This is a genomic window from Pseudoalteromonas sp. 31A1, from assembly GCF_011378815.1.
Taxonomy (GTDB): domain Bacteria; phylum Pseudomonadota; class Gammaproteobacteria; order Enterobacterales; family Alteromonadaceae; genus Pseudoalteromonas; species Pseudoalteromonas arctica.
The window spans coordinates 23218-45641 of record NZ_WTKY01000008.1; the positions used below are offsets into that span (position 1 = coordinate 23218).

Annotated in this window: 18 protein-coding genes; 8 read left to right on the top strand and 10 right to left on the bottom strand. The window is 40.2% G+C overall.

All coding sequences use genetic code 11. From position 1 onward, the window contains the following. Positions 1-123 precede the first annotated feature (123 nt). From cysG to cysQ, 6 genes are read left to right on the top strand one after another with little or no spacing between them, the layout of a single operon-like run. Entirely contained in the window at positions 124-1551 is a 1428-nt protein-coding gene (gene cysG, locus GQR52_RS09650; RefSeq protein ID WP_165728281.1) for a siroheme synthase CysG, read from the top strand. 49 nt (positions 1552-1600) lie between these two features. Beyond that, a complete protein-coding gene (gene cysD / locus GQR52_RS09655) occupies positions 1601-2500 on the top strand; it encodes a sulfate adenylyltransferase subunit CysD (protein WP_008133447.1) in 900 nt (299 codons plus the stop codon). Continuing rightward, on the top strand, positions 2500-3924 hold the full coding sequence (gene cysN / locus GQR52_RS09660) for a sulfate adenylyltransferase subunit CysN (RefSeq protein WP_165728282.1): 1425 nt from the start codon (positions 2500-2502) through the stop codon (positions 3922-3924). Before cysD ends, cysN begins: the two co-directional genes overlap by 1 nt. Before the next feature lie 31 nt (positions 3925-3955). Next, positions 3956-5680: an SLC13 family permease gene (locus GQR52_RS09665; RefSeq protein WP_165728283.1), complete on the top strand. Its 1725-nt coding sequence runs from the start codon at positions 3956-3958 to the stop codon at positions 5678-5680. A gap of 32 nt (positions 5681-5712) precedes the next feature. After that, entirely contained in the window at positions 5713-6306 is a 594-nt protein-coding gene (gene cysC, locus GQR52_RS09670) for an adenylyl-sulfate kinase (RefSeq protein WP_007378439.1), read from the top strand. Between the two features lie 9 nt (positions 6307-6315). Continuing rightward, on the top strand, positions 6316-7086 hold the full coding sequence (cysQ, locus tag GQR52_RS09675; RefSeq protein WP_165728284.1) for a 3'(2'),5'-bisphosphate nucleotidase CysQ: 771 nt from the start codon (positions 6316-6318) through the stop codon (positions 7084-7086). 209 nt (positions 7087-7295) lie between these two features. Here the strand turns inward: cysQ and GQR52_RS09680 are convergent, their stop codons facing one another. Next, positions 7296-10058, bottom strand: a complete 2763-nt coding sequence (locus tag GQR52_RS09680; protein WP_165728285.1) for a hypothetical protein — start codon at positions 10056-10058, stop codon at positions 7296-7298. A 250-nt stretch (positions 10059-10308) separates the two neighbouring features. Then, positions 10309-11106 carry an alpha/beta hydrolase gene (locus tag GQR52_RS09685; RefSeq protein WP_165728286.1) on the bottom strand — a complete coding sequence of 266 codons (798 nt, stop codon included), beginning with the start codon at positions 11104-11106 and terminating at the stop codon, positions 10309-10311. A gap of 452 nt (positions 11107-11558) precedes the next feature. On the opposite strand from GQR52_RS09685, the gene GQR52_RS09690 reads away from it, so the two are divergent. Both GQR52_RS09690 and GQR52_RS09695 read left to right on the top strand, forming a co-directional pair. Continuing rightward, positions 11559-12836 (top strand): aromatic amino acid transport family protein, encoded by a 1278-nt coding sequence (locus GQR52_RS09690; RefSeq protein WP_101216819.1) that lies wholly within the window; start codon positions 11559-11561, stop codon positions 12834-12836. Positions 12837-12966: 130 nt separating this feature from the next. Further along, entirely contained in the window at positions 12967-14310 is a 1344-nt protein-coding gene (locus GQR52_RS09695) for a M24 family metallopeptidase (RefSeq protein ID WP_165728287.1), read from the top strand. Positions 14311-14363: 53 nt separating this feature from the next. Here GQR52_RS09695 and speD read toward each other — a convergent pair whose 3' ends face one another. From speD to GQR52_RS09735, 8 genes are all read right to left on the bottom strand, one after another. Further along, the gene (gene speD / locus GQR52_RS09700; RefSeq protein ID WP_007376266.1) at positions 14364-15176 is read right to left on the bottom strand and encodes an adenosylmethionine decarboxylase; all 813 of its coding nucleotides are present in this window, start codon (positions 15174-15176) and stop codon (positions 14364-14366) included. 88 nt (positions 15177-15264) lie between these two features. Then, the gene (locus GQR52_RS09705; RefSeq protein WP_002958863.1) at positions 15265-15678 is read right to left on the bottom strand and encodes an OsmC family protein; all 414 of its coding nucleotides are present in this window, start codon (positions 15676-15678) and stop codon (positions 15265-15267) included. Positions 15679-15764: 86 nt separating this feature from the next. Further along, positions 15765-16112: a DUF3802 family protein gene (locus tag GQR52_RS09710; RefSeq protein WP_007580087.1), complete on the bottom strand. Its 348-nt coding sequence runs from the start codon at positions 16110-16112 to the stop codon at positions 15765-15767. A gap of 131 nt (positions 16113-16243) precedes the next feature. Continuing rightward, entirely contained in the window at positions 16244-17713 is a 1470-nt protein-coding gene (gene astD / locus GQR52_RS09715) for a succinylglutamate-semialdehyde dehydrogenase (RefSeq protein ID WP_007580085.1), read from the bottom strand. 15 nt (positions 17714-17728) lie between these two features. Beyond that, on the bottom strand, positions 17729-18745 hold the full coding sequence (astA, locus tag GQR52_RS09720) for an arginine N-succinyltransferase (RefSeq protein ID WP_010555013.1): 1017 nt from the start codon (positions 18743-18745) through the stop codon (positions 17729-17731). An 85-nt stretch (positions 18746-18830) separates the two neighbouring features. Next, a complete protein-coding gene (locus tag GQR52_RS09725) occupies positions 18831-20036 on the bottom strand; it encodes an aspartate aminotransferase family protein (RefSeq protein WP_165728288.1) in 1206 nt (401 codons plus the stop codon). 379 nt (positions 20037-20415) lie between these two features. After that, positions 20416-21576, bottom strand: a complete 1161-nt coding sequence (locus GQR52_RS09730; RefSeq protein WP_165728289.1) for an HDOD domain-containing protein — start codon at positions 21574-21576, stop codon at positions 20416-20418. 43 nt (positions 21577-21619) lie between these two features. After that, the gene (locus GQR52_RS09735; protein ID WP_165728290.1) at positions 21620-22201 is read right to left on the bottom strand and encodes an aminodeoxychorismate/anthranilate synthase component II; all 582 of its coding nucleotides are present in this window, start codon (positions 22199-22201) and stop codon (positions 21620-21622) included. Between the last annotated feature and the right edge of the window lie 223 nt (positions 22202-22424).

Consider the following 22424-nt stretch of genomic DNA (forward strand, 5'->3'; position numbering starts at 1 on the left):
ATTATAACTTTTGGTTATATCAACTTGGTTTTAATTATTTTTTACTTATTGATAGCCGCTATATTCTGCTTATCAGAATAAAGCGTTTTCTTATATTTGAATTTGTTTAGGGGTCTTATTAACGTGCAGTATTTACCTATCTTTACCAAACTCGACAACAAACCAGTATTGGTTGTTGGCGGTGGAGAGGTCGCATTACGCAAATGTCGCGCGTTTTTAAAAGCGAGAGCGAGCGTTACTTTAGTAGCGCCTTGGTTTTGCGACGAACTAAAAGAGCATGCACATAATAATGAAGTAACGCTTATTGATGCTTATTTTGATGAGTCGCATCTCGATGGAACAATGCTTGTTATCGCAGCAACCGACCACGATGAAGTAAACAACAACGTATTTGAACTTGCCAATGCCCGCAATGTATTTGTAAACGTGGTTGATGACCAACCTAAATGTACGTTTATATTCCCATCCATTGTTGACCGCGACCCAATTACGATTGCTATATCAAGTGCAGGCACAGCGCCGGTACTTGCACGTCGCTTACGCGAAAAGCTCGAAACCCTTATTCCGCATCATATTGGCCCACTTGCAACACTTGTCGGTGGCTTTAGAGACAAAGTAAAAAAACGCTTTAAACATTTTTCAGACCGCCGCCAATTTTGGGAAGGCGTATTCGACTCATCTGTCGTGAGTAAAGTGCAAACCGGTGATACTCAAGCCGCACAGCAACAGCTAGAACAAATGCTAGATGCTAAAGCAGAACCTGAAGGCGAAGTATATGTAGTAGGTGCAGGCCCTGGCGATCCAGAGCTTTTAACACTTAAAGCACTGCAACTTATGCAACAAGCCGATGTGGTTGTATACGACTTTTTAGTGTCTGACGAAATTATGGAATTAGTGCGTCGTGATGCTGACCTTATTTGTGTAGGCAAACGCTTAGGCGATCATAGTGTTGTTCAAGACGACACCAACCAAATGCTGGTCGACCTTGCTAAACAAGGCAAAAAAGTGTGCCGCATTAAAGGTGGCGATCCGTTTATTTATGGCCGTGGTGGCGAAGAAGTACAAGTACTGGCTGCTAACAACGTAAATTATCAAATTGTACCAGGTATTACAGCCGCTGCAGGTTGTAGTGCTTATGCGGGTATTCCGCTTACGCATCGTGACCATGCACAAGCCATTCAATTTGTAACTGGACATTGTAAAAAAGACGGTCAAGAACTTGATTGGCAATCGCTGGCAAAAGCAAATCAAACGCTTGCTATTTACATGGGCGTAATTAAATCGCCGCACATACAAAGCGAGCTTTTAAAACATGGCCGTAAAGCCGACACCCCTGTTGCCATTATCGAAAACGGTACACGTAAAAATCAGCGTGTAGTAACAGGCCAATTAGGCGAACTTGCCGACTTAATCCAGCGCAACAGCATTATATCGCCTGCGCTACTCATTATTGGTGAAGTAGCCGCCCTGCACTCGCAACTAGCGTGGTTTGGGAAAAACGAACAAACAAGCAGCTTTGCACAGCCGCTAACAGATGTATCAAATACATAACCGAATTTTAAATTTGTAACTTTTAATCATTTTAGTAGGACGACTAACAATGGCTTTAACTCACCTTCAGCAACTTGAAGCTGAAAGTATCAAAATCATGCGCGAAGTCGCCGCTGAGTTTGAGAACCCAGTAATGCTTTACTCTATTGGTAAAGATTCGTCGGTACTTTTGCACTTAGCGCGTAAAGCATTTTACCCTGCAAAAATTCCGTTTCCGTTATTACACGTAGACACCAATTGGAAGTTTCGTGAAATGATTGAGTTTCGCGACCGTATAGCTAAAGAATACGGTTTTGACCTACTGGTACACAAAAATCCAGAAGGCATTGAAATGGGTGTAGGCCCGTTTACGCATGGCTCGGGTAAACATACCGACATAATGAAAACCCAAGGCTTAAAGCAGGCACTTAACAAATATGGTTTTGATGCTGCATTTGGTGGCGCACGCCGCGACGAAGAAAAATCACGCGCAAAAGAGCGTGTTTATTCGTTCCGCGACAAACACCACCGTTGGGACCCTAAAAACCAACGTCCTGAGCTTTGGAACACTTATAACAGCCAAGTTAATCCGGGCGAAAGCATTCGTGTTTTCCCGTTATCTAACTGGACTGAGCTTGATATTTGGCAATACATTTACCAAGAAAACATCGACATGGTGCCGCTTTACCTAGCAAAAGAGCGCCCTGTTGTTGATCGCGATGGCACCCTAATTATGGTTGACGATGAGCGTATGCCACTTAACGAGGGTGAAGTACCGCAAATGAAATCTGTACGTTTTCGTACATTAGGCTGCTACCCACTTACCGGTGCAGTTGAGTCAACAGCAAGTACTTTAACCGAAATCATCGAGGAAATGCTGCTATCTACGTCATCTGAACGTGAAGGTCGTGTTATTGACCATGATTCAGCAGGCTCAATGGAGAAGAAAAAACGTGAGGGGTATTTTTAATGTCTAGCCAAAATAACGATACATTTAACGAAGTAAAAGAAATAGGCATAGACGCCTACCTAGAACGCCAACAAGACAAAAGCTTATTGCGTATGCTTACGTGTGGCAGCGTAGATGACGGTAAATCAACATTGATTGGCCGCCTGCTGCACGACAGCCACCAAATTTATGAAGATCAGCTAGCTGCTCTTCATAAAGATAACGAAAAAGTAGGTAATGCAGGTGAAGATCTTGACCTTGCATTATTAGTTGATGGCCTACAAGCTGAGCGTGAGCAAGGCATTACCATTGACGTAGCGTACCGTTACTTTTCAACGGCTAAGCGTAAATTTATTATTGCCGACACACCAGGGCATGAGCAATACACGCGCAACATGGTAACGGGTGCATCAACAAGCGATGTCGCTATTATTTTGGTTGATGCGCGTTACGGCGTGCAAGTACAAACCAAGCGTCACAGCTTTATTTGTGACTCGCTGGGCATTAAGCAGTTTGTTGTTGCCGTTAATAAAATGGATATCGTTGATTTTGACGAAACCGTGTATGAAAAAATTAAGGCCGATTACCTTAAATTTGCTGAGCAACTTAACGTATCAAACATTAAGTTTGTGCCTATGTCGGCGCTTAAAGGCGACAACGTAGTAACTCGCTCTGCTCATACACCGTATTACACTGACAAGCCGCTACTTGAATTACTAGAAGATTCGCCAGCAGCCGAAACAGATACAGGCTTTGAAGCGCGCCTACCAGTGCAATATGTAGTGCGTCCTAACTTAAACTTCCGTGGTTTTCAGGGCACACTTACGTCGGGCAAGATACACGTAGGCGATGCAATAAAAGTATTACCATCGGGTAAAACATCAAGCATTAAAGAAATTGTTACCTTTGATGGCAATTTAGACAGCGCAGAAGCAGGCCAAGCAATTACCGTTACCCTAAATAACGAAATTGATATTAGCCGAGGCGACGTAATAGTCCCTGCAAATTCAACAGCTGTGGTTACTAACCAGCTACAAGCTAAAATTGTGTGGATGCATGAGTCGCCATTAGTATTAGGTAAAAGTTATAACCTAAAACTAGGCAGCAAAAATACCTCAGCTATTGTTACAAAAATTGATTACACAATTGATGTAAACACGCTTGAGCACGGCACTGCCGATTCACTACAGTTAAACGAAATTGCGATTGTAACGCTTGAACTAACCGAAACTATTTTGGCAGACGAGTACCACAGCAATCACGAAACAGGTTCGTTTATCCTAATCGATCGGTTATCAAACCTAACGGTTGCTGCGGGCATGATTGAACAAGTACTACAAAGCCAAGCGCAGCAAAGTAACTTTAGCGAATTTGAAGTTGAATTTAACACCTTAGTACGCAAGCACTTCCCGCATTGGCAAGCGCTTGACATATCTAAGTTATAAGTTAACTTTAGCCTGTTAGGAATTTAAAAGCATGGTAGAACAGCTCGTTTTAACAGGCATTATGCTTACCTTAGTCGGGTGCCTTTTTGGCACCCGTATTAATCCAGCATGGTTATTTGTAAGCGCCATTGGCACCAGCTACTTAGCAGGGCTAATCGATCTTGAAAGTATGTTAGTTAATTACGCTAACCCGTCGCTTATCACCTTAGTGCTATTGGTGTTAGTGTCAACCGCAATAGAAAAAACCACCCTAATTCAAAAGTTAGCGCAATCGCTATCTAAAGGTAGTTTAGTAAAGTCGGTTACAAAATTAGGGTTATCAACCGCCTTTTTATCGTCGTTTACTAACAATACCGCCGTTGTTGCATCACTTATTACCGCGATAAAAGACAACCCCAATCACTCCCCTTCAAAGCTATTATTACCGCTGTCGTACACTGCTATTTTGGGCGGCACCATTACGCTTATTGGTACATCAACCAACTTAATCGTTAATGGTTTTGCAGTCGATGCGGGCATGAAACCGCTGGGGTTTTTTGACTTTACCTTAGTGGGTTTAGGCGCGTTAAGCGTAGGCCTAATTACCATTTTAGTAATGCTTAAATACTTACCCGACAACGGTAAAACCGATCAAGAAGTCGTGCCTTTTTATCTAGAAGGCAAAGTACAAGCAAACTCAAAATTAATAGGGCGTACCGTTGAAGAAAACGGCCTACGTGATTTAAAAGACTTATTCCTTGCTGAAATCATTCGCGATGGCAGCCGCATTTGCGCAGTCACCCCGCAGCAAATCATTCAAAAAGATGACGTGCTGCTGTTTGTCGGTGACATAAAATCGGTGCCATTACTTACCCGTTTCGACGGCCTAAAAGTAGTACACGAAAATCATCAAAAAGACATAGAACACTTAGTAGAAGTCGTTGTAAGTCAGTCTTCAAAATTTATAGGTAAAACCGTAAAAGAAGCCCGCTTTAGAGAGCAATTTCATGCTGCTGTTATTGCCATTCGCCGTGGTCACGACCGCTTACAAGGCGGCCTTGGGCAAGTGCAATTACAAGCTGGCGACTCGCTTATACTCGCACCAGGTAAAAACTTTTACACCTTGCCTAATTTAAAGCGCGAATTTGTGTATATTTCAGGGTTTGACTTACAAGCCCACCTTGCACCTAAACAATCAAACATTGTGCTACTAAGCTTTGCCGCAGTACTGGGTTTAAGCATTATTGGCATAGTGCCGCTGGTTAAAGGCTTATTAGTATTACTAATTGGCTTAATGCTCAGTGGCACCATAAAACTTAACGAAGTAAAACGCCGTTTTCCTATCGAGTTACTCGTAGTCGTAGGCAGCGCCATTGGCCTTGCTAAGTTAATGATAGGCACCGGACTTGCCGGGCAAATATCCGACGCCATGTTTATGGTACTTGGCGACTTTGGTCCTTACGGCGCATTTATTGCCATATTTTTAATGACCGTATTATTTACCGAGCTTATTACTAATAACGCAGCAGCTGCCTTGTCGTTCCCTGTTGCTTACTCGCTCGCGGTTGGTTTTAATGTAGACCCGCTGCCATTTATTATGGCGGTTGCCTTTGGCGCATCAGCTAGCTTTATATCGCCATTTGGGTATCAAACTAATCTAATGGTTTATAGCGCGGGTAACTATCGCTTAAAAGATTACATAGTGATGGGCTTACCCCTTTCTATTATTTATTCAATCACGGTATTAACCTTGATCCCGCTGGTATTTCCGTTTTAATACCTGCGCTTACAGCATAAGAGACTCTCACTATGGATGAAAATATAGTTTGGCATAACTACGCAACTACAAAAGCACAGCGTAGTGAGCAAAAAAAACATAAGCCCGCTATTTTATGGTTTACCGGCTTTTCAGGCTCTGGTAAAAGCACCGTAGCAAACGCACTAGAAGCGGCGCTTAATCAACAAGGTACGCACACTTACCTGCTCGATGGCGACAACGTACGCCACGGTTTATGTAAAGACCTAGGCTTTAGCGACGAAGACCGCATTGAAAACATACGCCGCGTAGGCGAAACCGCTAAACTAATGACCGACGCTGGCTTGTTAGTACTTACTGCGTTTATATCGCCTTTTAGAGCGGAGCGCGATATGGTGCGCAGCCTAGTAGACGAAGGCGAATTTATTGAAGTCTTTATCGATACCCCACTGGATGTATGCGAAAGCCGCGATCCAAAAGGCTTATACAAAAAAGCCCGCGCTGGAGAGATAAAACACTTCACCGGTATCGATTCAAGCTACGAAGTGCCAAACAATCCAGAAATAATTTTAGATACAAGTAAAAACACCCTAGACCAATCGGTTACACAACTGATAACGTATCTAAAACAAAAGCACATAATATAGGTTAACCCCATGAATCAAACCGAACTGCTAGAAGAAACCCTCATCCTTGCCCGCAAAGCAGGCCAAGCGATAATGGGAATTTACGAAAAGGATTTTAACGTTGAGTACAAAGCCGATGAAAGCCCCGTAACCGACGCCGATTTAGCAGCTCATAAACTGATTGTGGCAGGGCTTCAACAGCTCACACCCGACATTCCAATACTCAGTGAAGAAAACGCCGACATAAGCTGGGATGTACGCCAAACGTGGAAAAGCTACTGGTTAGTTGACCCAATCGACGGCACTAAAGAATTTATTAAAAAGAACGGTGAATTTACCGTAAATATCGCCCTAATTAAAAACGGCATTCCTATTTTAGCCGTAGTCGATGCACCCGCACTCGGCGTATCGTACTTAGCCGCCGAAGCCATTGGTGCATTTAAAGATAAAGGCGATGAGCGAATCGAGCTTAAAGTTACCACCAAACCTAACAAAGGGTTAATTCGTGTTGTAGGCAGCCGCTCGCACCCATCACCCGATTTAGCCGAGTTTGTAAAACGCTTTGACGAGGTTGAAATGGTGTCTAAAGGCAGCTCACTAAAACTGTGTTTAGTAGCTGAGGGCAGCGCCGATATTTACCCGCGCTTAGGCCCAACTTGTGAATGGGATACCGGTGCAGGCCATGCTATTGCCGAAATAGCCGGTGCTAAAGTGACCCAACTTGATGGCAGCCCGCTAATTTATAACACCAAAGACGAGTATTTAAATCCGTATTTTATTGTGAGTGCGATAGAAGAGTAAGCGTAATGAGCTGCAAGTTTTAGCTACTAGCAGCTCAATGTCAATCTAAACACCGTAGGTTGGGTTGAGTGGAACGAAACCCAACGAGTATATGCTTTTTACAGCTACTTTTTCAGCATCAGCATGTGAAATAATGTTTAGTCTACAAATGTATAGTTTTTATATTAATCCTCTATCAACTTTTTACATGCTTAAATTTTTTACGGACTTTAATCATATTGAACCCCACTAAGAATTTCATTGAGTACTGGTTCTGGTATTTCTAAAAAATTATTATAACGGCGAGCATCAATATTTATTGTATGAAAATCAGTATATAAATTATAAGCCGCATTAGGATCAATAACATTTGAAAACTGCTGTGGCACAAGGCATGCACTTGCATTATCTTCTATTATCTCTTTTACTTCTTTCTTTAAACTAGCCTTATCCAACTTATAGTATAAAGGCCAAATTAATGTTGCTGCTTCTTCTCCGCTAGTAGAGCTTAGCTTTGTAACTAAGGAAGTCATGTCTTTAACATCATTTTCCTCAAACTTAACTTCAAGTCTATCGTCATCACTAAATAATCTTTTACTAAAGCAATGGCTAAATAATTGACTTGAAAGATCACCTTCAAGCACTTTGATTAAATTACAACTATCACTAGAGAAAGAATTAAAGTCTGTCGTAGCTAAAAATATATCGCCTAAGTTGTATAAAAACCTTGTGCGCCTTAATGCATTTCGTTCTCTAATATCTATGTTTACAAACTGCTTTAATATAGATGAAAAAATATTTCTAAGGTTAGCCTTATAGGACGGACAATAAATTAACTCTGAAGTAAGCTCTCGAATATTATGACTTTGAAGCCAGTTTTTAGCAAAAATATCAGCACTAGCATTATCTTCAATATAAAGGCATTTTAAAACAGGTTGCTGTTTCAACCAATTTTTTGGTAATTTTTCAAGTTCAATCAAAGATAAGAAATTTAAATATTCTGTATCAGATCGACCTATTGACTGTGTGCTCACCGATATAGGGTCAAGTAATTTCCTTGTAGATACTTTTTTTCCTTTATTAAACTCTTCGTCTTCTGTGGCGTAGTAGCTGCTAGAAACTACTTTAACATTCAGTAAAGCGTCAAAATAATTAATGAGGTTTAAATCAACAGAACCATCCTCCCTCTTTGACATTGCTTCGATCACATATGTTAAGTCACTTTGAGAATTGAGCCTGATTTCGTCCAACTGGTTTAAATATAATGCATAATTTCTAATTTTTGACTCTTTTAAAGCAACTAACATTATAGTTGCTAATAAGTTAACCTCTCCATTTATCTCACTTTTATTCCAAGCGGCATCGACTCTTCTGATAATTTTTTTCAATAAACGAACTGAGTAAATTATACCTGTTAAAGCAATAACCTCTCGTTCAAAAAAAGCATTCGGAAACTTATTATAATCCTCGATCCAACTTTTATCTTTTATAAGATATACAAAAGGTGGTTTTGAATTTTTAGTATTACCATATCCACTGCTATAAAGTGTGATTACACCATTTGAAACAGCTTTATTTATCGATAAAAATATAAACTCCTTTAGCTTTCCAGAAATATTACTAATTAAAATATCCTCTCTATAATCAGTAGCTTTTGAGATTGCTTCAGCAGCGACATCACTTTCATTACCCATAACAATAATAAAACTAATATGACCTGATTTTCTGTCTTTTAACCTATCCAGCAACGCAGCAATATCATTTAAGCGCTTTTCGTTTTCATCGCCGGTCCCACGATCTACATCTTGCAAAGTAATCAGTAATTTATGATTTGTAACTTTTAATACTGCGTTGAGCTTTAAAAAGCTGCCCTCAATATCAACAGGGCCAGCAAGTAACGTTGAAGCGAATTGAAATACGCTCCCCCCTGATTTCAGCGCTTCGGTATAATGTTTAGGTAAGGCACGGAAAGCGCACATATCAATGTACTGGCTTATATCATCAATAATATTGCTCAGTACAACATGGGCAACACTGCCGCTGGCTGCGCCCCAAGTAGATATATCGCTGTGTATCCAGACACTCCCTTTTTCAGTCTTTTTTGCTAAATCATTCACAATACTTTCGACGATACTGCTTTTTCCGCAACCATAAGGCCCACATAAAGCTATGTGCTGCGCTAAATCCTTTTCATCTTTATCACCGCCATTTTGTAGCCGCTCGGTAATGCGCGTGGCGTAAACCTGTAAATCGGGTTCTAATTCCTCTGTGCTTTTAATAGTCGAATCGTCTTTAAACCATTTTCGAAAATCTTCTAAGCTATTCAGCTCTGGATTTTCCTGAGTGGTTACATCTTCATTTTCAGTAGTGATGCTTGGCTGTTTACTTTGCCTATACTCATCAAATAACAAGTAAGCCGCCAATATAAAATAACTAGCAGCTAGGCACATAAAGACATTAAAGGTAGGCGCTATATCAGCTAGGTTGACTGCAAAAATGATAAAAGTTGCACTAAGACCAACCAATACAGCAGTAAAAATTGGCTTTTGGGTATAAAGCTTTGTCTGATAAATGACAGTTATGAGCATGCCAATAAACGTAAGTGCTAGGTATTTTAAGCTCATAAAACTTTGTGCGTATAATGCAGTTTCATCAAATTTATATGCTGTGCTTAGCATATAAAAAGCAGTTATAAATAATGAAACTAATACAGCGATTGTCACTGGCGGGTATCGCCAGCTAAATCCAATACTGCGTTTGGGGTGCGATATATAAAACTTATCAAGCAGCAGCTTTACGCCAATACCCGCTAAAAATGCGCTGCTGTAATGCAAAACCGGATTGGCATTTAAAATAGCGCCCAAACTCGAATATGCCTTTTGTACAAAACCGACTTTGCTTAAAAACACAGTAATTGTTGCAGCAGTAATCGCGCACAATAAAAGGGAAAGCCAACGGGTGGCTGTAATGGGGAGTGTTTTAACTTGCGACAACTTAATATCCTTATCAATACGTTACCTTGCCAGTGTATATCAATTGAACATTATTGAATAAGCAAGTTTAATAAATAAAACCGCCTCTATTGGCTTCACACTCGTATGGCGCTATGACATGTTGGGTTTCGCTTCGCTCTACCCAACCTACGCTTCATAAGTTGAGTTTTATTTCTTCAGGGGCAGGTCTTGTTTTGAGCTTAGGGCGAAAATCAAAAAGAAAGAGCTACCCCTACTTCTTCTACAACCCTTAACGACTTTGCTGGGCGATAAAAGCAAGCGAGTGTTGATTGAATAAGTCGGGGCGTTCTACATTACAGACATGGCCGCAATGGTGAATAGTTTGCAGTACGCTGTTTTTATGACGCTTTACCATTTCTTTAACAGGGCCAAGGAACATATGATCTTCCTTACCCATAATATACAGAATGGGAATATCAATGTCTTTTTCTTTGAAGTACTGCATTAAAGGATTTACGTCCATGGCTAATTTAAACCATTTTATAAACTCTTTTTGGCACAAGCGTTTTGCTTCACGAACAAACAAAAGTCGAGATTCTTTATGACGCTTTTTCGGCATCATAATAAAAGCAAATAAGCGATACAGCCACATATAAGGAAGGAAGTGTTTAAAAGTATTACCTAAATAAACCAATGTATTACTGCGCGTATTAAAACGAGTAACTGCTCCACCTAGCACCATGCTAGAAACATATTGCGGCGCAATTTCAGCAATATTTCGAATAATAATTGTGCCCAATGAAATGCCAACAAAGTGTGCGCTGGTGATATTGTTATGATCTAACACATCGATAATGTCTTTAGAGACATTATTAAATGAATAATTATTATCAACAAAGTTTTGTACTAAGTTATTCGATTTACCGTGACCACGAAGATCTAGCAACAATACATTATATTCTTTTTTATAAGCTTTAAGCTGACGAAACCAAATTGCCGAACTACCACCTGCTCCATGGACAAATACAACCCATGTTTTACTGGTTTCGTGCGCAAAAGTAGTATGGAAAAGAATTTCTTTGCTCATTGCAGTTAGCGGCCTATTTACTTCGTTTGGCATATTCAATTGTAGGAAGTATAACGGAGTTTAATAAAAATCTCTTATGAAGTTGAGATCAATGGCTTCTACTTAACAGCTTTTGAGAGCAGACTTTGATTTTTAAATGAAAACCAATAAAAATGACCAGTCCCTATTTTTACGTTATGAAAACCGCCTATCTCGGCTTTGCTGCTCGCGTGACACTATAGCGTGTTAGGTTTCGCTCCAACTAACCAACCTACCCGTACAGTAACTCTATAATGTGGCTTGCCATTTAAGGTTTTTGCTCACTTTTACACCGCTGTTTCGTATTCATGACACTTACCCTCCAATTGAGTCTAATTAATTAGTCTAAAAATCTCTTCAAAACATGAAAAATGTCTCTAAAAACTATACCCTTCGGCGCAGTTATTATTTAAATAATGGATGAGCACACACACATGACAACATCTCAAGATGCAACGCTTTCAAATGCATCACCAAACACACACACAAATTCAAATACAAAAACTAAATGGAACCTGCACGATACGCAGTGGACATTAAGTTTATTTGGTACCGCCGTTGGTGCGGGTATTTTATTTTTACCTATTAACATTGGTATTGGCGGTTTTTGGCCGTTAATTATTATGGCGTGTTTAGCGTTCCCAATGACCTTTTTTGCGCACCGTGGATTAGCGCGCTTTGTACTTTCATCAAAAAATAAAGATGCCGATTTTACCGACGTAGTTGAAGAGCACTTTGGTGTGACTGCGGGCCGGTTAATTTCCTTATTATACTTTTTATCTATATTCCCAATTTTGCTTATTTACGGTGTGGGCTTAACCAATACCGTTGATAGCTTTATGGTTAATCAAATGGGGATGGAATCACCTTCTCGCGTGCTACTTTCGGGTGTATTAGTTGCAGGTATGATTAGCTTAATGATGGGCGGCGAGCGCTTAATGCTACGTGCCTTTGCTATTTTAGTTTATCCGCTTGTGGGCATATTGTTCTTTTTATCACTTTATTTAATCCCTAGCTGGCAAATGCCAGATATGACGGTGCCTGAAATAGGCAGCTTTGGTAAAACGTTGTGGTTATCGATTCCTATAATTGTGTTTTCGTTTAGCCACGCAGCGGCTATCTCAAGCTTTGTAAATGTTCAACGCGGTCATTATGGCGAGCAAGCTACACGTAAGTCTGAGGCGATTTTAAAGCGCACTAGCTTGCTACTTATTACCTTTGTACTGTTATTTGTGTTCTCTTGCGTGCTGTCGCTTACAGGCGAGCAAATGGCAGCGGCTAAAGCGGCTAACGTATCGGTTTTATCCTACCTTGCTAATATTACTGATAACTCGTTTATTGCCACACTTGGGCCACTTGTTGCCTTTATTGCTATTACATCGTCGTTTTTGGGTCATTTTTTAGGTGCACGCGAAAGCTTTACAGGATTAGTAACTAAACAAACAGGCTTAAGCGCTGGCGTTACCGATAAAATTGGTGTGTTAATCATGTTTTTAGCTATTTGGTTTTGTGCTGTTAAAAATCCAAGTATTTTAGACATGATGGATCAGTTATCGGGCCCTATCATTGCGATGATTTTATTCATTATGCCAATGATTGCAGTTTATAAAGTACCTGCACTTAATAAATACCGAAATCGCTTTAGCACGCTATTTATATTAGCGGTTGGCTCACTTGCTGTATTTGCACTTTTATACAGTATGCTTAAGTAATAAAACTGTTTATACAAAAGCCCGGCTACTTTTTAGCTGGGCTTTTTTGTGTGCTGTTTATCTCAAATTGTTTTTTTATAGTCGCTCTTCAGGCATGTTATAAATTAACTAGCCTAAAAATAAAACAATTATGCACTTTACTAAACAACTCCTACTTTACGTAAGCTTGCTAACTACGCTTGTTTTAAGCCTCTTTGTTAAAGCTGATGACGCTCCCGCTATTTTATCGATGAAAGAGCGCGCTACGTTTATAGATAAAATAACTGAGCTTAGAGTTAATACCTTAATGCCCTCATTAATGAAGCAGCACAGCACTGATATGTGGCTACTTATAAGTCGTGAATATAACGAAGATCCAATATTAAAAACAATGCTGCCTGCAACATGGCTTTCAGCCAGACGCACTACTATTTTGCTATTTGCACTTAATAAACAAGGTGGTGTTGATGCTTACGCTATTGCGCCTTATAAAATAGGTAACGTATTTAAAAAAGGGTGGGATAAACAAACACAACCAAGCCAGTGGGAAGCACTCAATACACTTATTGAGCAATACAAACCTCGCAACATTGCGCTTAATACTTCTACCGACTGGGCACATGCCGATGGCCTTGTGCTAGGCGATTACAAAACCTTAATGGCTAACTTGCCCGCCACTTATCACAATAAAATAATTTCTGCAGAGCCGCTTGCTGTTGCGTGGTTAGAGCAACGCATTCCTGAAGAAGTTAAAATGTATAAACATATTGTCGCTATTGCCCATCATATTATTGCAGAGGGGTTTTCGGGTAAAACAATTACGGTTGGTGAAACAACTAACGATGACTTGGTATGGTGGTTTAGAGAGCGCGTAAAAGAGCTCAAACTACAAACATGGTTTCACCCGAGTATTGCTATTCAGCGCGCCGATGCGAAGTCGTTTAATCATGAAAAAAGCTTTACCAATGGCTACGATGATAACGTTATACAAGCCGGTGACTTGCTTCATGTAGATTTTGGGATTACTTATTTACGCTTAAATACCGACACGCAGCAGCATGCGTATGTGCTCAAAGAAAACGAAATAAGTGCGCCTAGTTACTTAGTTGAAGCACTAAAAAGCGGTAATAAACTACAAGACATATTTACCAATCAATTTGCGGTAGGTAAAACCGGTAATGAGGTTTTAGCTGCAGCACGAAAAGCCGCTATTGATCAGGGATTAAAACCCACTATTTATACTCATCCTCTTGGCTATCATGGCCACGCTGCTGGCACTACATTAGGTATGTGGGATTCTCAGCAAGGTGTACCGGGAAATGGTGACTATCCGCTACATTTAAATACGGCTTACTCAATTGAGCTTAACAATGCTGTGTTTATAAAACAGTGGAATAAAGAAATAAGAATAATGCTAGAGGAAGATGCTATTTTTGATAAAAGCGGTGTCTGGTATTTAAATGGCCGACAAACACAGCTATTGCTTGTAAAATAAAGTATAAAAAAATGGCGCTCACTGAGCGCCATTTTTAATTTAATTCGTTGCTATTATTCTGTATCTGGCAGGTTACGGCCATAGAATATTTCTTGCATTTCACGGGTCAGCTTTGAGCGAATTTCGTCTTCTTCGCCCTCTGATAAATCTGCCGTAGAAAGGCCGAACAAATACGTGTTTAGATCGGTTTCTTTTAACATCATTTTGGTATGGAACAGGTTTTCTTGATACACATTCACGTCCATCATTTGGTACGCTTCTTTTGTATCTTCTGTCATGAAGTTTTGAATCGAGCTAATAGCATGATCAATGTAGTGCTTAACACCGTTTATGTCGCGGGTAAAACCACGAACGCGGTAGTCAATTGTTACTACGTCTGATTCAAGGCTATGAATTAAGAAGTTTAACGCTTTAAGTGGCGAAATAATGCCACAAGTAGACACTTCAATATCAGCACGGAATGTACAAATACCATCATCAGGGTGAGCTTCTGGGTATGTGTGTACACAAATGTGGCTTTTATCTAGGTGCGCAACAACTGAATCAGGTAATGGGCCTGGTGCTTCGTCAGCATCGTAATTTTGCTGCTCTTCTACTGGTTCTTCTGAAACCAAAATAGTTACACTTGCGCCTTGCGGTTCATAGTCTTGGCGCGCTACATTTAAAATGTTAGCACCAATAATATCAACAACTTCACCTAAAATGTCGGTTAGTCTATCTGCACTGTACTGCTCATCGATATATTCAATATATTCTTTACGTTGTTGCTCGGTCTTTGCGTAACAAATATCATAAATACTAAAGCTTAAACTTTTGGTTAAATTGTTAAAGCCATGAAGTTTAAGTTTATCGAAGGGTTTGTTCATAATAAACCAACCTATAAATTAGTGGGTTCTGCACCTGCAGAATGAAAAGTTCGCGGATTTTATACGAATTTTCCTCGTGGAAAAAGCGTTATTTTGCTTGATCTTGCACAACTTCGTGGCTATGCGTAATTTCTACTGTTTTATCAAGCATTAATGCAACCGAGCAATACTTTTCAGCAGAGAGTGAAACTGCACGTGCAAGGTGTTTTTCAGACACATTATTGCCTTTAACAACAAAGTGTAAGTTAATTTTGGTAAACACGCGCGGGGCTGTTTCGGCGCGCTCTGCACTTAGTTGTACTTGTACATCTGAAAAATCTTGTTTAGCTTTTTTTAAAATACTAACCACATCAACTGATGAACAACAGCCAACTGACATTAAAACCATTTCCATTGGGCTTGGTGCTGCACTATCGCTGCCGCCATCAAACACAACATTGTGGTTAGAATTAGAACGACCAATAAACGTATCGCCTTCAACCCATTTTACATTTGCTTGCATTGTTATATCTCAAAAAAATATTTTCTTGATTGTAAGCAAGTTAGCCGTAGTTGCAAATGAAAATGCAACGCAGGGCTATAAAATGGCTAAGATTGTTGTGTTAAAGCGCTATCAAAGAGGTTTTTTACTAAACCTGCAAATTCATCTATAAAGGCATGCTGTTCAACCGTGACAGGCTGTGAGGTGATGCTGCTGAGGACTTCTTCTAAATCGTAAACTATGCCATCAACTTCACGTACAATTTGACTACGCTGCTCTGTGTTGAGGTTTGTGTGCTGCTCGCAAATAAGCATCACATTTTGTGCAATAACGTCTTCGATTAATTCCATTACTGTTGGGGCACCTGGTTTTATTTCGCCTGGCTTCTCAAACAATGCTAAATTTTGAGTTAGATACATGATCAAATCATCGTACCCTTGCCTATCTAAAACCATTTTTAAATTCCCTTAATATAATCAATTATTGTGATTTAAGCAGAAAGCGCTGCTGATTACTAGCCTTGTACGTTAGCAATACAAAAAAAGCAGCCGAAGCTGCTTTTATAATAATTAAGTAGTATTACTACTTAATCTATTTTTAAGCCTGGGCTTAGTGTTGCTGGCATAGCAACTTTTTCAAGCTCAACTGAAGCTACAGGGTATGCACAGTAATCGGCTGCGTAATACGCGCTTGCTCTGTGGTTGCCCGATGCGCCAATACCACCAAACGGTGCTGCGCTTGATGCGCCAGTAATTGGGCGGTTCCAGTTAACAATACCTGCACGAATACGACGTAAGAAATGGTCGTAATCTGCTGCACTGTCACTTAATAAACCAGCCGATAAACCAAAGGTTGTATCGTTTGCTTTATCAATGGCTTGGTCAAAGTCGTCAAAGCGGAATACTTTTAAAAGTGGTCCAAAATGCTCTTCATCTGGGAAGTCACTAATATTTGTACACTCAATAATACCTGGTGTTACAAAGCCAGTATTAGCTGTGTGCTCAAGTTCTACTAATACTTCACCACCAAGTTCAACAAGCTCGTTTTGCGCTTTAACCATGCCTGCAGCTGCAGCTGATGAGATCATTGAGCCCATAAATGGCTGGTCTGCATCGTCATAATTACCTACTTTAATCGCTTTAGTTGCTGTGATTAAACGCTCCAGTATCACATCGCCTTTGCTACCAGTTGGTAAAAATAGTTTACGTGCACACGTACAACGCTGGCCACTTGAGATAAACGCTGATTGAATAATATCGTGAACAACCGCTTTAGTGTCTTCAACGTCAGTAATAATAAGTGGGTTATTACCACCCATTTCTAGCGCTAAAATTTTGCCAGGTTGACCCGCAAACTGTTCATGTAAAATATGACCAGTACGCGAAGAACCCGTAAAGAACAAGCCATCAATACCTTTGTGAGCAGCAAGGGCTTTACCCGTTTCTACTTCACCCTGTACAAGGTTAATGACACCTGCTGGTAAACCTGCTTTTTCCCACAGTTTAAGCGTAAGCTCAGCTACTTTAGGAGTAAGTTCAGACGGTTTAAACACAACCGTGTTACCTGCTAAAAGCGCTGGCACAATGTGGCCATTAGGTAAGTGACCAGGAAAGTTATACGGACCAAATACGGCTACAACACCATGTGGCTTATGACGAATCATCGCACGGCCAAGTGGCATTGCGTTTTCTACGTCGCCAGTGCGCTCTAAAAATGCTTTTTCAGAAATGGCAATTTTACCAACCATAGCACCCGCTTCTGTGCGAGTTTCCCACAATGGCTTACCTGTTTCTTGTGCAATAGTAATAGCGAGCTCTTCGCTGTTTTCTTTTAATTGCGCTGCAAATGCTTTAATTATTTCCAAGCGCTCAGTAAAGCTTTTATCAGCCCATGCATAAAACGCTTCGCGCGCTGCATTTACTGCGGTGTCTACTTGCGCCGCAGTTGCCGATGAAGCCTGCCAAATAACGTCGTTATTTGCAGGGTTTACTGAATTAAATTCTGTGCCTTGGCCTTGTGACCATTGACCATTTATAAATTGTGCAGGATGAGTCATATACTTTCTCCTAAATTAAATCGTGGTTGCACTAACAATATCGCCAGTTTGCAAATGCAGTGCATCTGCTATTTCTTGCGATAAAATAAGGCTTTTTGCGCGCTCGTCAAATGTCATTGGTGCAACGGTTGCTCTAAAGTCATTAAGCTTTTCGTTAGCTAGTAACACCATGGTGTCGCCAGTCATTTCGCCAATTTCAACGTTAAAGTTACGTGCATTACGAATAGTCGCAATGTTATCTACTTTTGCTTCAACCGTTGGGCCGCCGTCAAAAATGTCTACGTAGCCATTAAACGTAAAGCCTTCGCTTTTTAATAACTCGATTGCTGGGCGAGTGTTGTCGTGTACTTTACCTATTACGGCTTGCGCATCTTTACTTAGCAAGTTTACGTAAATTGGGTATTTAGGCATTAATTCAGCAATGAAAACCTTTTGGCCAATACCTGTTAGGTAATCGGCTGTTGGAAAATCCATTGAGAAGAAGTGCTCTTCAAGCCACTGCCAAAAAGGGCTGCTGCCGTTTTCGTCAGACACACCGCGCATTTCTGCGATTACTGTTTGCGCAAAACGCTCTTGATGCTGTTTTATAAACATAAAGCGCGCTTTTGAAAGTAGCTTACCGTTACAATTTTTACGATAACCATCTTTTAAAAACAATGTGCAAAGCTCTGTAGCACCTGTGTAGTCGTTACATAGCGTTAGAATATCAACCGCTTTGTATACGTCTAATGTGCGCGAAGAGTGAATCACTTTACTTAAGTGATAATGATAAAATGCATCATCAAGCCCTACCGCAGCTTCAATTGCAGATGTTCCTACAACGTCACCGGTTTCGCTATCTTCAAGAACAAACAGGTAGCCTTCGTCACCAGGTTGTGACGTTTGTTTAGCAAATGAGCTTACTGAATGGTCGATCTTTTTTTGCAATAGTTCTTCGTTTAATGGCAAAGACGTAAAACCATGCCCTGATTCGTGGGCAATTTTCAGTAATGCTGAATAATCATTTTGCTGGATTGGGCGAAGGATCATCATGAGTCCGCTTGCTCCCTTATAAATAACGGTAAATAGGAATTGCAGGGCAAGCAGTGCTTGCCCTTAATTGGTTGGCTTAAGTCGCTTATGCGTTTACTACGCTTGCTACTGCTTTTTCAAAGCGTGCCATACCTTCGCGAATGTCCGCTTCAGGAATTACTAAAGATGGAGTGAAACGTATTACGTCTGCACCAGCAACTAATGACATAAGGCCTTGCTCAGTCCCTGCCACTAAAAACTCTTTTGCACGACCTTTATATTGCTCGTTCACTACTGCACCAATTAATAAACCTTGGCCACGGATTTCGCTAAATACGTTGTATTTGTCGTTAACCGCAGTAAGTAGTTCATTAAATAATGCTGCTTTAGCTTTTACGCCAGCAAGTACTTCTGGGGTATTTACTGTATCAAATGCAGCTTCTGCAACAGCACACGCAAGCGGGTTGCCGCCATAAGTAGAACCATGAGTACCTACTTTAAGATGCTGTGCAATTTCAGTTGTTGTGATCATAGCGCCAATAGGGAAACCGCCGCCAAGTGCTTTAGCTGAAGTTAAAATATCAGGTACTATGTTTAAGCCTTGGTATGCGTATAAATCGCCAGTACGGCCAACACCTGTTTGAACTTCATCAAAAATAAGCAGTGCGTTATGTTTAGTACATAAATCGCGAACGCCTTGAGCAAACTCGTCAGTTGGTGAAACAATACCGCCTTCACCTTGAAGAGGTTCCATCATTACGGCACATGTTTTATCGCTGATAAGCGCTTCAAAAGCAGCTAGGTCGTTGTAATCACAATGTACAATGTCGCCAGGCTTAGGACCAAAACCATCTGAATATGCAGCTTGGCCACCCACAGTTACGGTAAAGAATGTACGACCGTGGAAACCTTTGTTAAACGCGATGATTTGTGATTTTTCTGCGCCAAACTTATCAAGTGCAAAACGACGCGCTAATTTAAGCGCTGCTTCGTTTGCTTCTGCGCCTGAGTTGGCAAAGTAAACTTTTTCAGCAAATGTAGCATCAACCATTTTTTTAGCTAGGCGAAGTGCCGGCTCATTGGTCATTACATTTGATAGATGCCAGATTTTTTCGCCTTGCTCTTTTAATGCGCCTACTAATGCAGGGTGACAATGGCCAAGACAGTTAACTGCAATACCACCAGCAAAGTCGATAAACTCTCGACCTTGTTGATCCCAGACGCGAGAACCTTCGCCTCGAACAGGAATTACGCTTGAAGGTGCGTAGTTAGGAACCATTACGTGATCAAATAATTCGCGATTGACTGTCATTTTATTTCCTCTTAATTGTGAGCAACACAAAACATCAAAATAGGTGTTTGGTTAATATTTGTAACCAACTTTATAGGCAAGATCAGTAACCTGATAATTGCGCAAAATTGCTTTGTGGTTCAATTTTCAGACGCACATTATTTCAGAATTACTTATATCTGTCTCGTTAAAAACTTTCATGTATCCCTTGAAAATAAAGGGCTAAAGATATTATTTCATAGATAGTGAATAACTATTTGCATAGCTATTTATGCTTATTTTTAAACAACTAACCGCATGAGCACCAAGGCGCGCATGCTTTAATCGGCAAATATGCAATATAACAATAGAGTGAGAATGAATGGTTAGTCGCAAAAAAATTAACAAAAAATTCAGATTTTTAGTCAATTTGAATAGCTAAATTGGTAAAATTACTCGATTGGAGGGTTTTTAGTTCCGTTTTAGTGAACTTAAAGTACGAAAACCAGCTTAGAGTTTCATCGGGCTCAATAAGTTGATGCTCTTTTAAATTAAGATATTGAGAGTAGCAACGTGCCTTTAGCATTACTTCTGTTAACGGCAGTAATGTATCGCCTTTATCTACCCCATTTACCAACTGCTGCATTACACCTTTAAACGGTAAATATTTAAAAGCCATTTTATCTATTACTTTGGCGCTTACTTCTATCGACTTATTGCTAAGTAGAGTAGTTAAAAATAGCGGATCGGGTTGTAGCTCTAATAATGCAGTGTGCAAATCTTTTTGGTTTTCATTTCGGGCTAGCTGTACTTTGCGTTGCCATACTTGCTCAAACGTTTTTAAATACAAACGCACTAATGCAACTCGTCCTACATCTAAAAGCATACCGAGGGTGAACGCATGAATATCGTTTACATTATTTATTTGTGCAATTTTTTGTGCGGCAATAGCATTTGCCATCGCGCTGTCGCGTAGCCGGCGTTTTAATAATGAAAATGGTTCGGTGCTATGTGGCATCCAATGACGCGCAGCAAATGTAGGAATCACTAGCTGTAAGTTATCAAGGCCAATATAACGAAGGGCAAGCGATGGTTTATCTACTTTTACAGACGTGTTTTTACTACGCTGATTACGATAGTAAGGTAAATTAACAAGCGTTACTAATTCTCTACCCAACCAGCTTATATCATTAACCAGTGGCTCTAAACGTCCTACCGACGCTGACTTTACAGCTAATATGTCGAGTATATTGGCAATGCCATCTTCAATACCTATAGTGCTGTGGATTACACCATCTATATCTTCAAGCTGCTTATATATAGCTGTTTCAATAGTTTTGTGCAGTTGCTCACTCGCTTGAGCGCGGTACTTATGATGTGCAGTACTGCTTTGCTGGCGTTTATTCTGTGCGGCCACTTCAACCTGAAGCAAAGTGCGTTGCTTCATGGGTTCGCCGTAATCTATATCTAATGTATGAATGAAACCAATTTGCTGATGCGCAAAGCTGTGCCCAAGCAATAAGTCATGAGCCCGTTGGCTTAGTATTTTGGCAGTACGCTGTTGCGCTACAAGTTCAGTCATGACATCCATTAATAAAGTATTAAATGCTCTGTGTATTATAACATTAGAAGCGAGTTAAAAAGTTATCAAGCAGTTCTAAGCCTTGATCAGTTAGAATAGCTTCGGGGTGAAACTGCACACCTTCGATAGCAAGTTCATTGTGTAACAACCCCATAATTTCGTCAAACTCGCCTTGCTCAGTTTGAGTCCATGCGGTTACTTCAAGTTCTTTAGGTAAAGTTTGTGCTTTAACCACTAAAGAATGATAACGACACACTGTTAACGGGTTAGCTAAACCTTTAAACACCCCTTTATTAGTGTGAACTATGGGTGATGTTTTACCGTGCATTACTTTTTTAGCACGAACTACATCTCCTCCTAAAGCTTGCGCGATAGTTTGATGCCCCAAGCAAATCCCTAAAATAGGATATTGCCCTTTTAGTTGCTCAACAACATTTAGTGAAATACCCGCTTCGTTAGGGGTGCATGGCCCTGGCGATAACACGATGTGTTTCGGGTTCAACTGCTTTATTTGTGCAATGCTTAGCTCGTCATTACGTTTCACTAAAACGTCTTGATCTAAACGCTGAAAATATTGCACTAAGTTGTAAGTAAACGAGTCGTAGTTGTCGATCATCAACAGCATTACACAACAAACCTTATAAATTATTGACCACTTACTTCACACAAGTGGTACTAAGCGCTGCATTCTACCACTATTAATTAACCAACATAAATTAGCAAAAAGCGTTAAAAATTAACTATTTTAGCTAAAATGCTTAAAAGCCTTTAGCAGGTATTGGTTTACTTAACCTGAACTCTGGTTAAGAGATTTATTAACGTATTGAATCATGGTGATATTTAAATTT

What these genes read in the sequence shown, in the direction of transcription:
- cysD (WP_008133447.1), top strand. Translation starts at nt 1,601, where the DNA reads ATGGCTTTAACTCACCTTCAGCAACTTGAAGCTGAAAGTATCAAAATC.
- cysN (WP_165728282.1), top strand. Translation starts at nt 2,500, where the DNA reads ATGTCTAGCCAAAATAACGATACATTTAACGAAGTAAAAGAAATAGGC.
- GQR52_RS09665 (WP_165728283.1), top strand. Translation starts at nt 3,956, where the DNA reads ATGGTAGAACAGCTCGTTTTAACAGGCATTATGCTTACCTTAGTCGGG.
- cysC (WP_007378439.1), top strand. Translation starts at nt 5,713, where the DNA reads ATGGATGAAAATATAGTTTGGCATAACTACGCAACTACAAAAGCACAG.
- cysQ (WP_165728284.1), top strand. Translation starts at nt 6,316, where the DNA reads ATGAATCAAACCGAACTGCTAGAAGAAACCCTCATCCTTGCCCGCAAA.
- GQR52_RS09685 (WP_165728286.1), bottom strand. Translation starts at nt 11,106, where the DNA reads ATGAGCAAAGAAATTCTTTTCCATACTACTTTTGCGCACGAAACCAGT.
- GQR52_RS09690 (WP_101216819.1), top strand. Translation starts at nt 11,559, where the DNA reads ATGACAACATCTCAAGATGCAACGCTTTCAAATGCATCACCAAACACA.
- GQR52_RS09695 (WP_165728287.1), top strand. Translation starts at nt 12,967, where the DNA reads ATGCACTTTACTAAACAACTCCTACTTTACGTAAGCTTGCTAACTACG.
- speD (WP_007376266.1), bottom strand. Translation starts at nt 15,176, where the DNA reads ATGAACAAACCCTTCGATAAACTTAAACTTCATGGCTTTAACAATTTA.
- GQR52_RS09705 (WP_002958863.1), bottom strand. Translation starts at nt 15,678, where the DNA reads ATGCAAGCAAATGTAAAATGGGTTGAAGGCGATACGTTTATTGGTCGT.
- GQR52_RS09710 (WP_007580087.1), bottom strand. Translation starts at nt 16,112, where the DNA reads ATGGTTTTAGATAGGCAAGGGTACGATGATTTGATCATGTATCTAACT.
- astD (WP_007580085.1), bottom strand. Translation starts at nt 17,713, where the DNA reads ATGACTCATCCTGCACAATTTATAAATGGTCAATGGTCACAAGGCCAA.
- astA (WP_010555013.1), bottom strand. Translation starts at nt 18,745, where the DNA reads ATGATGATCCTTCGCCCAATCCAGCAAAATGATTATTCAGCATTACTG.
- GQR52_RS09725 (WP_165728288.1), bottom strand. Translation starts at nt 20,036, where the DNA reads ATGACAGTCAATCGCGAATTATTTGATCACGTAATGGTTCCTAACTAC.
- GQR52_RS09730 (WP_165728289.1), bottom strand. Translation starts at nt 21,576, where the DNA reads ATGACTGAACTTGTAGCGCAACAGCGTACTGCCAAAATACTAAGCCAA.
- GQR52_RS09735 (WP_165728290.1), bottom strand. Translation starts at nt 22,201, where the DNA reads ATGCTGTTGATGATCGACAACTACGACTCGTTTACTTACAACTTAGTG.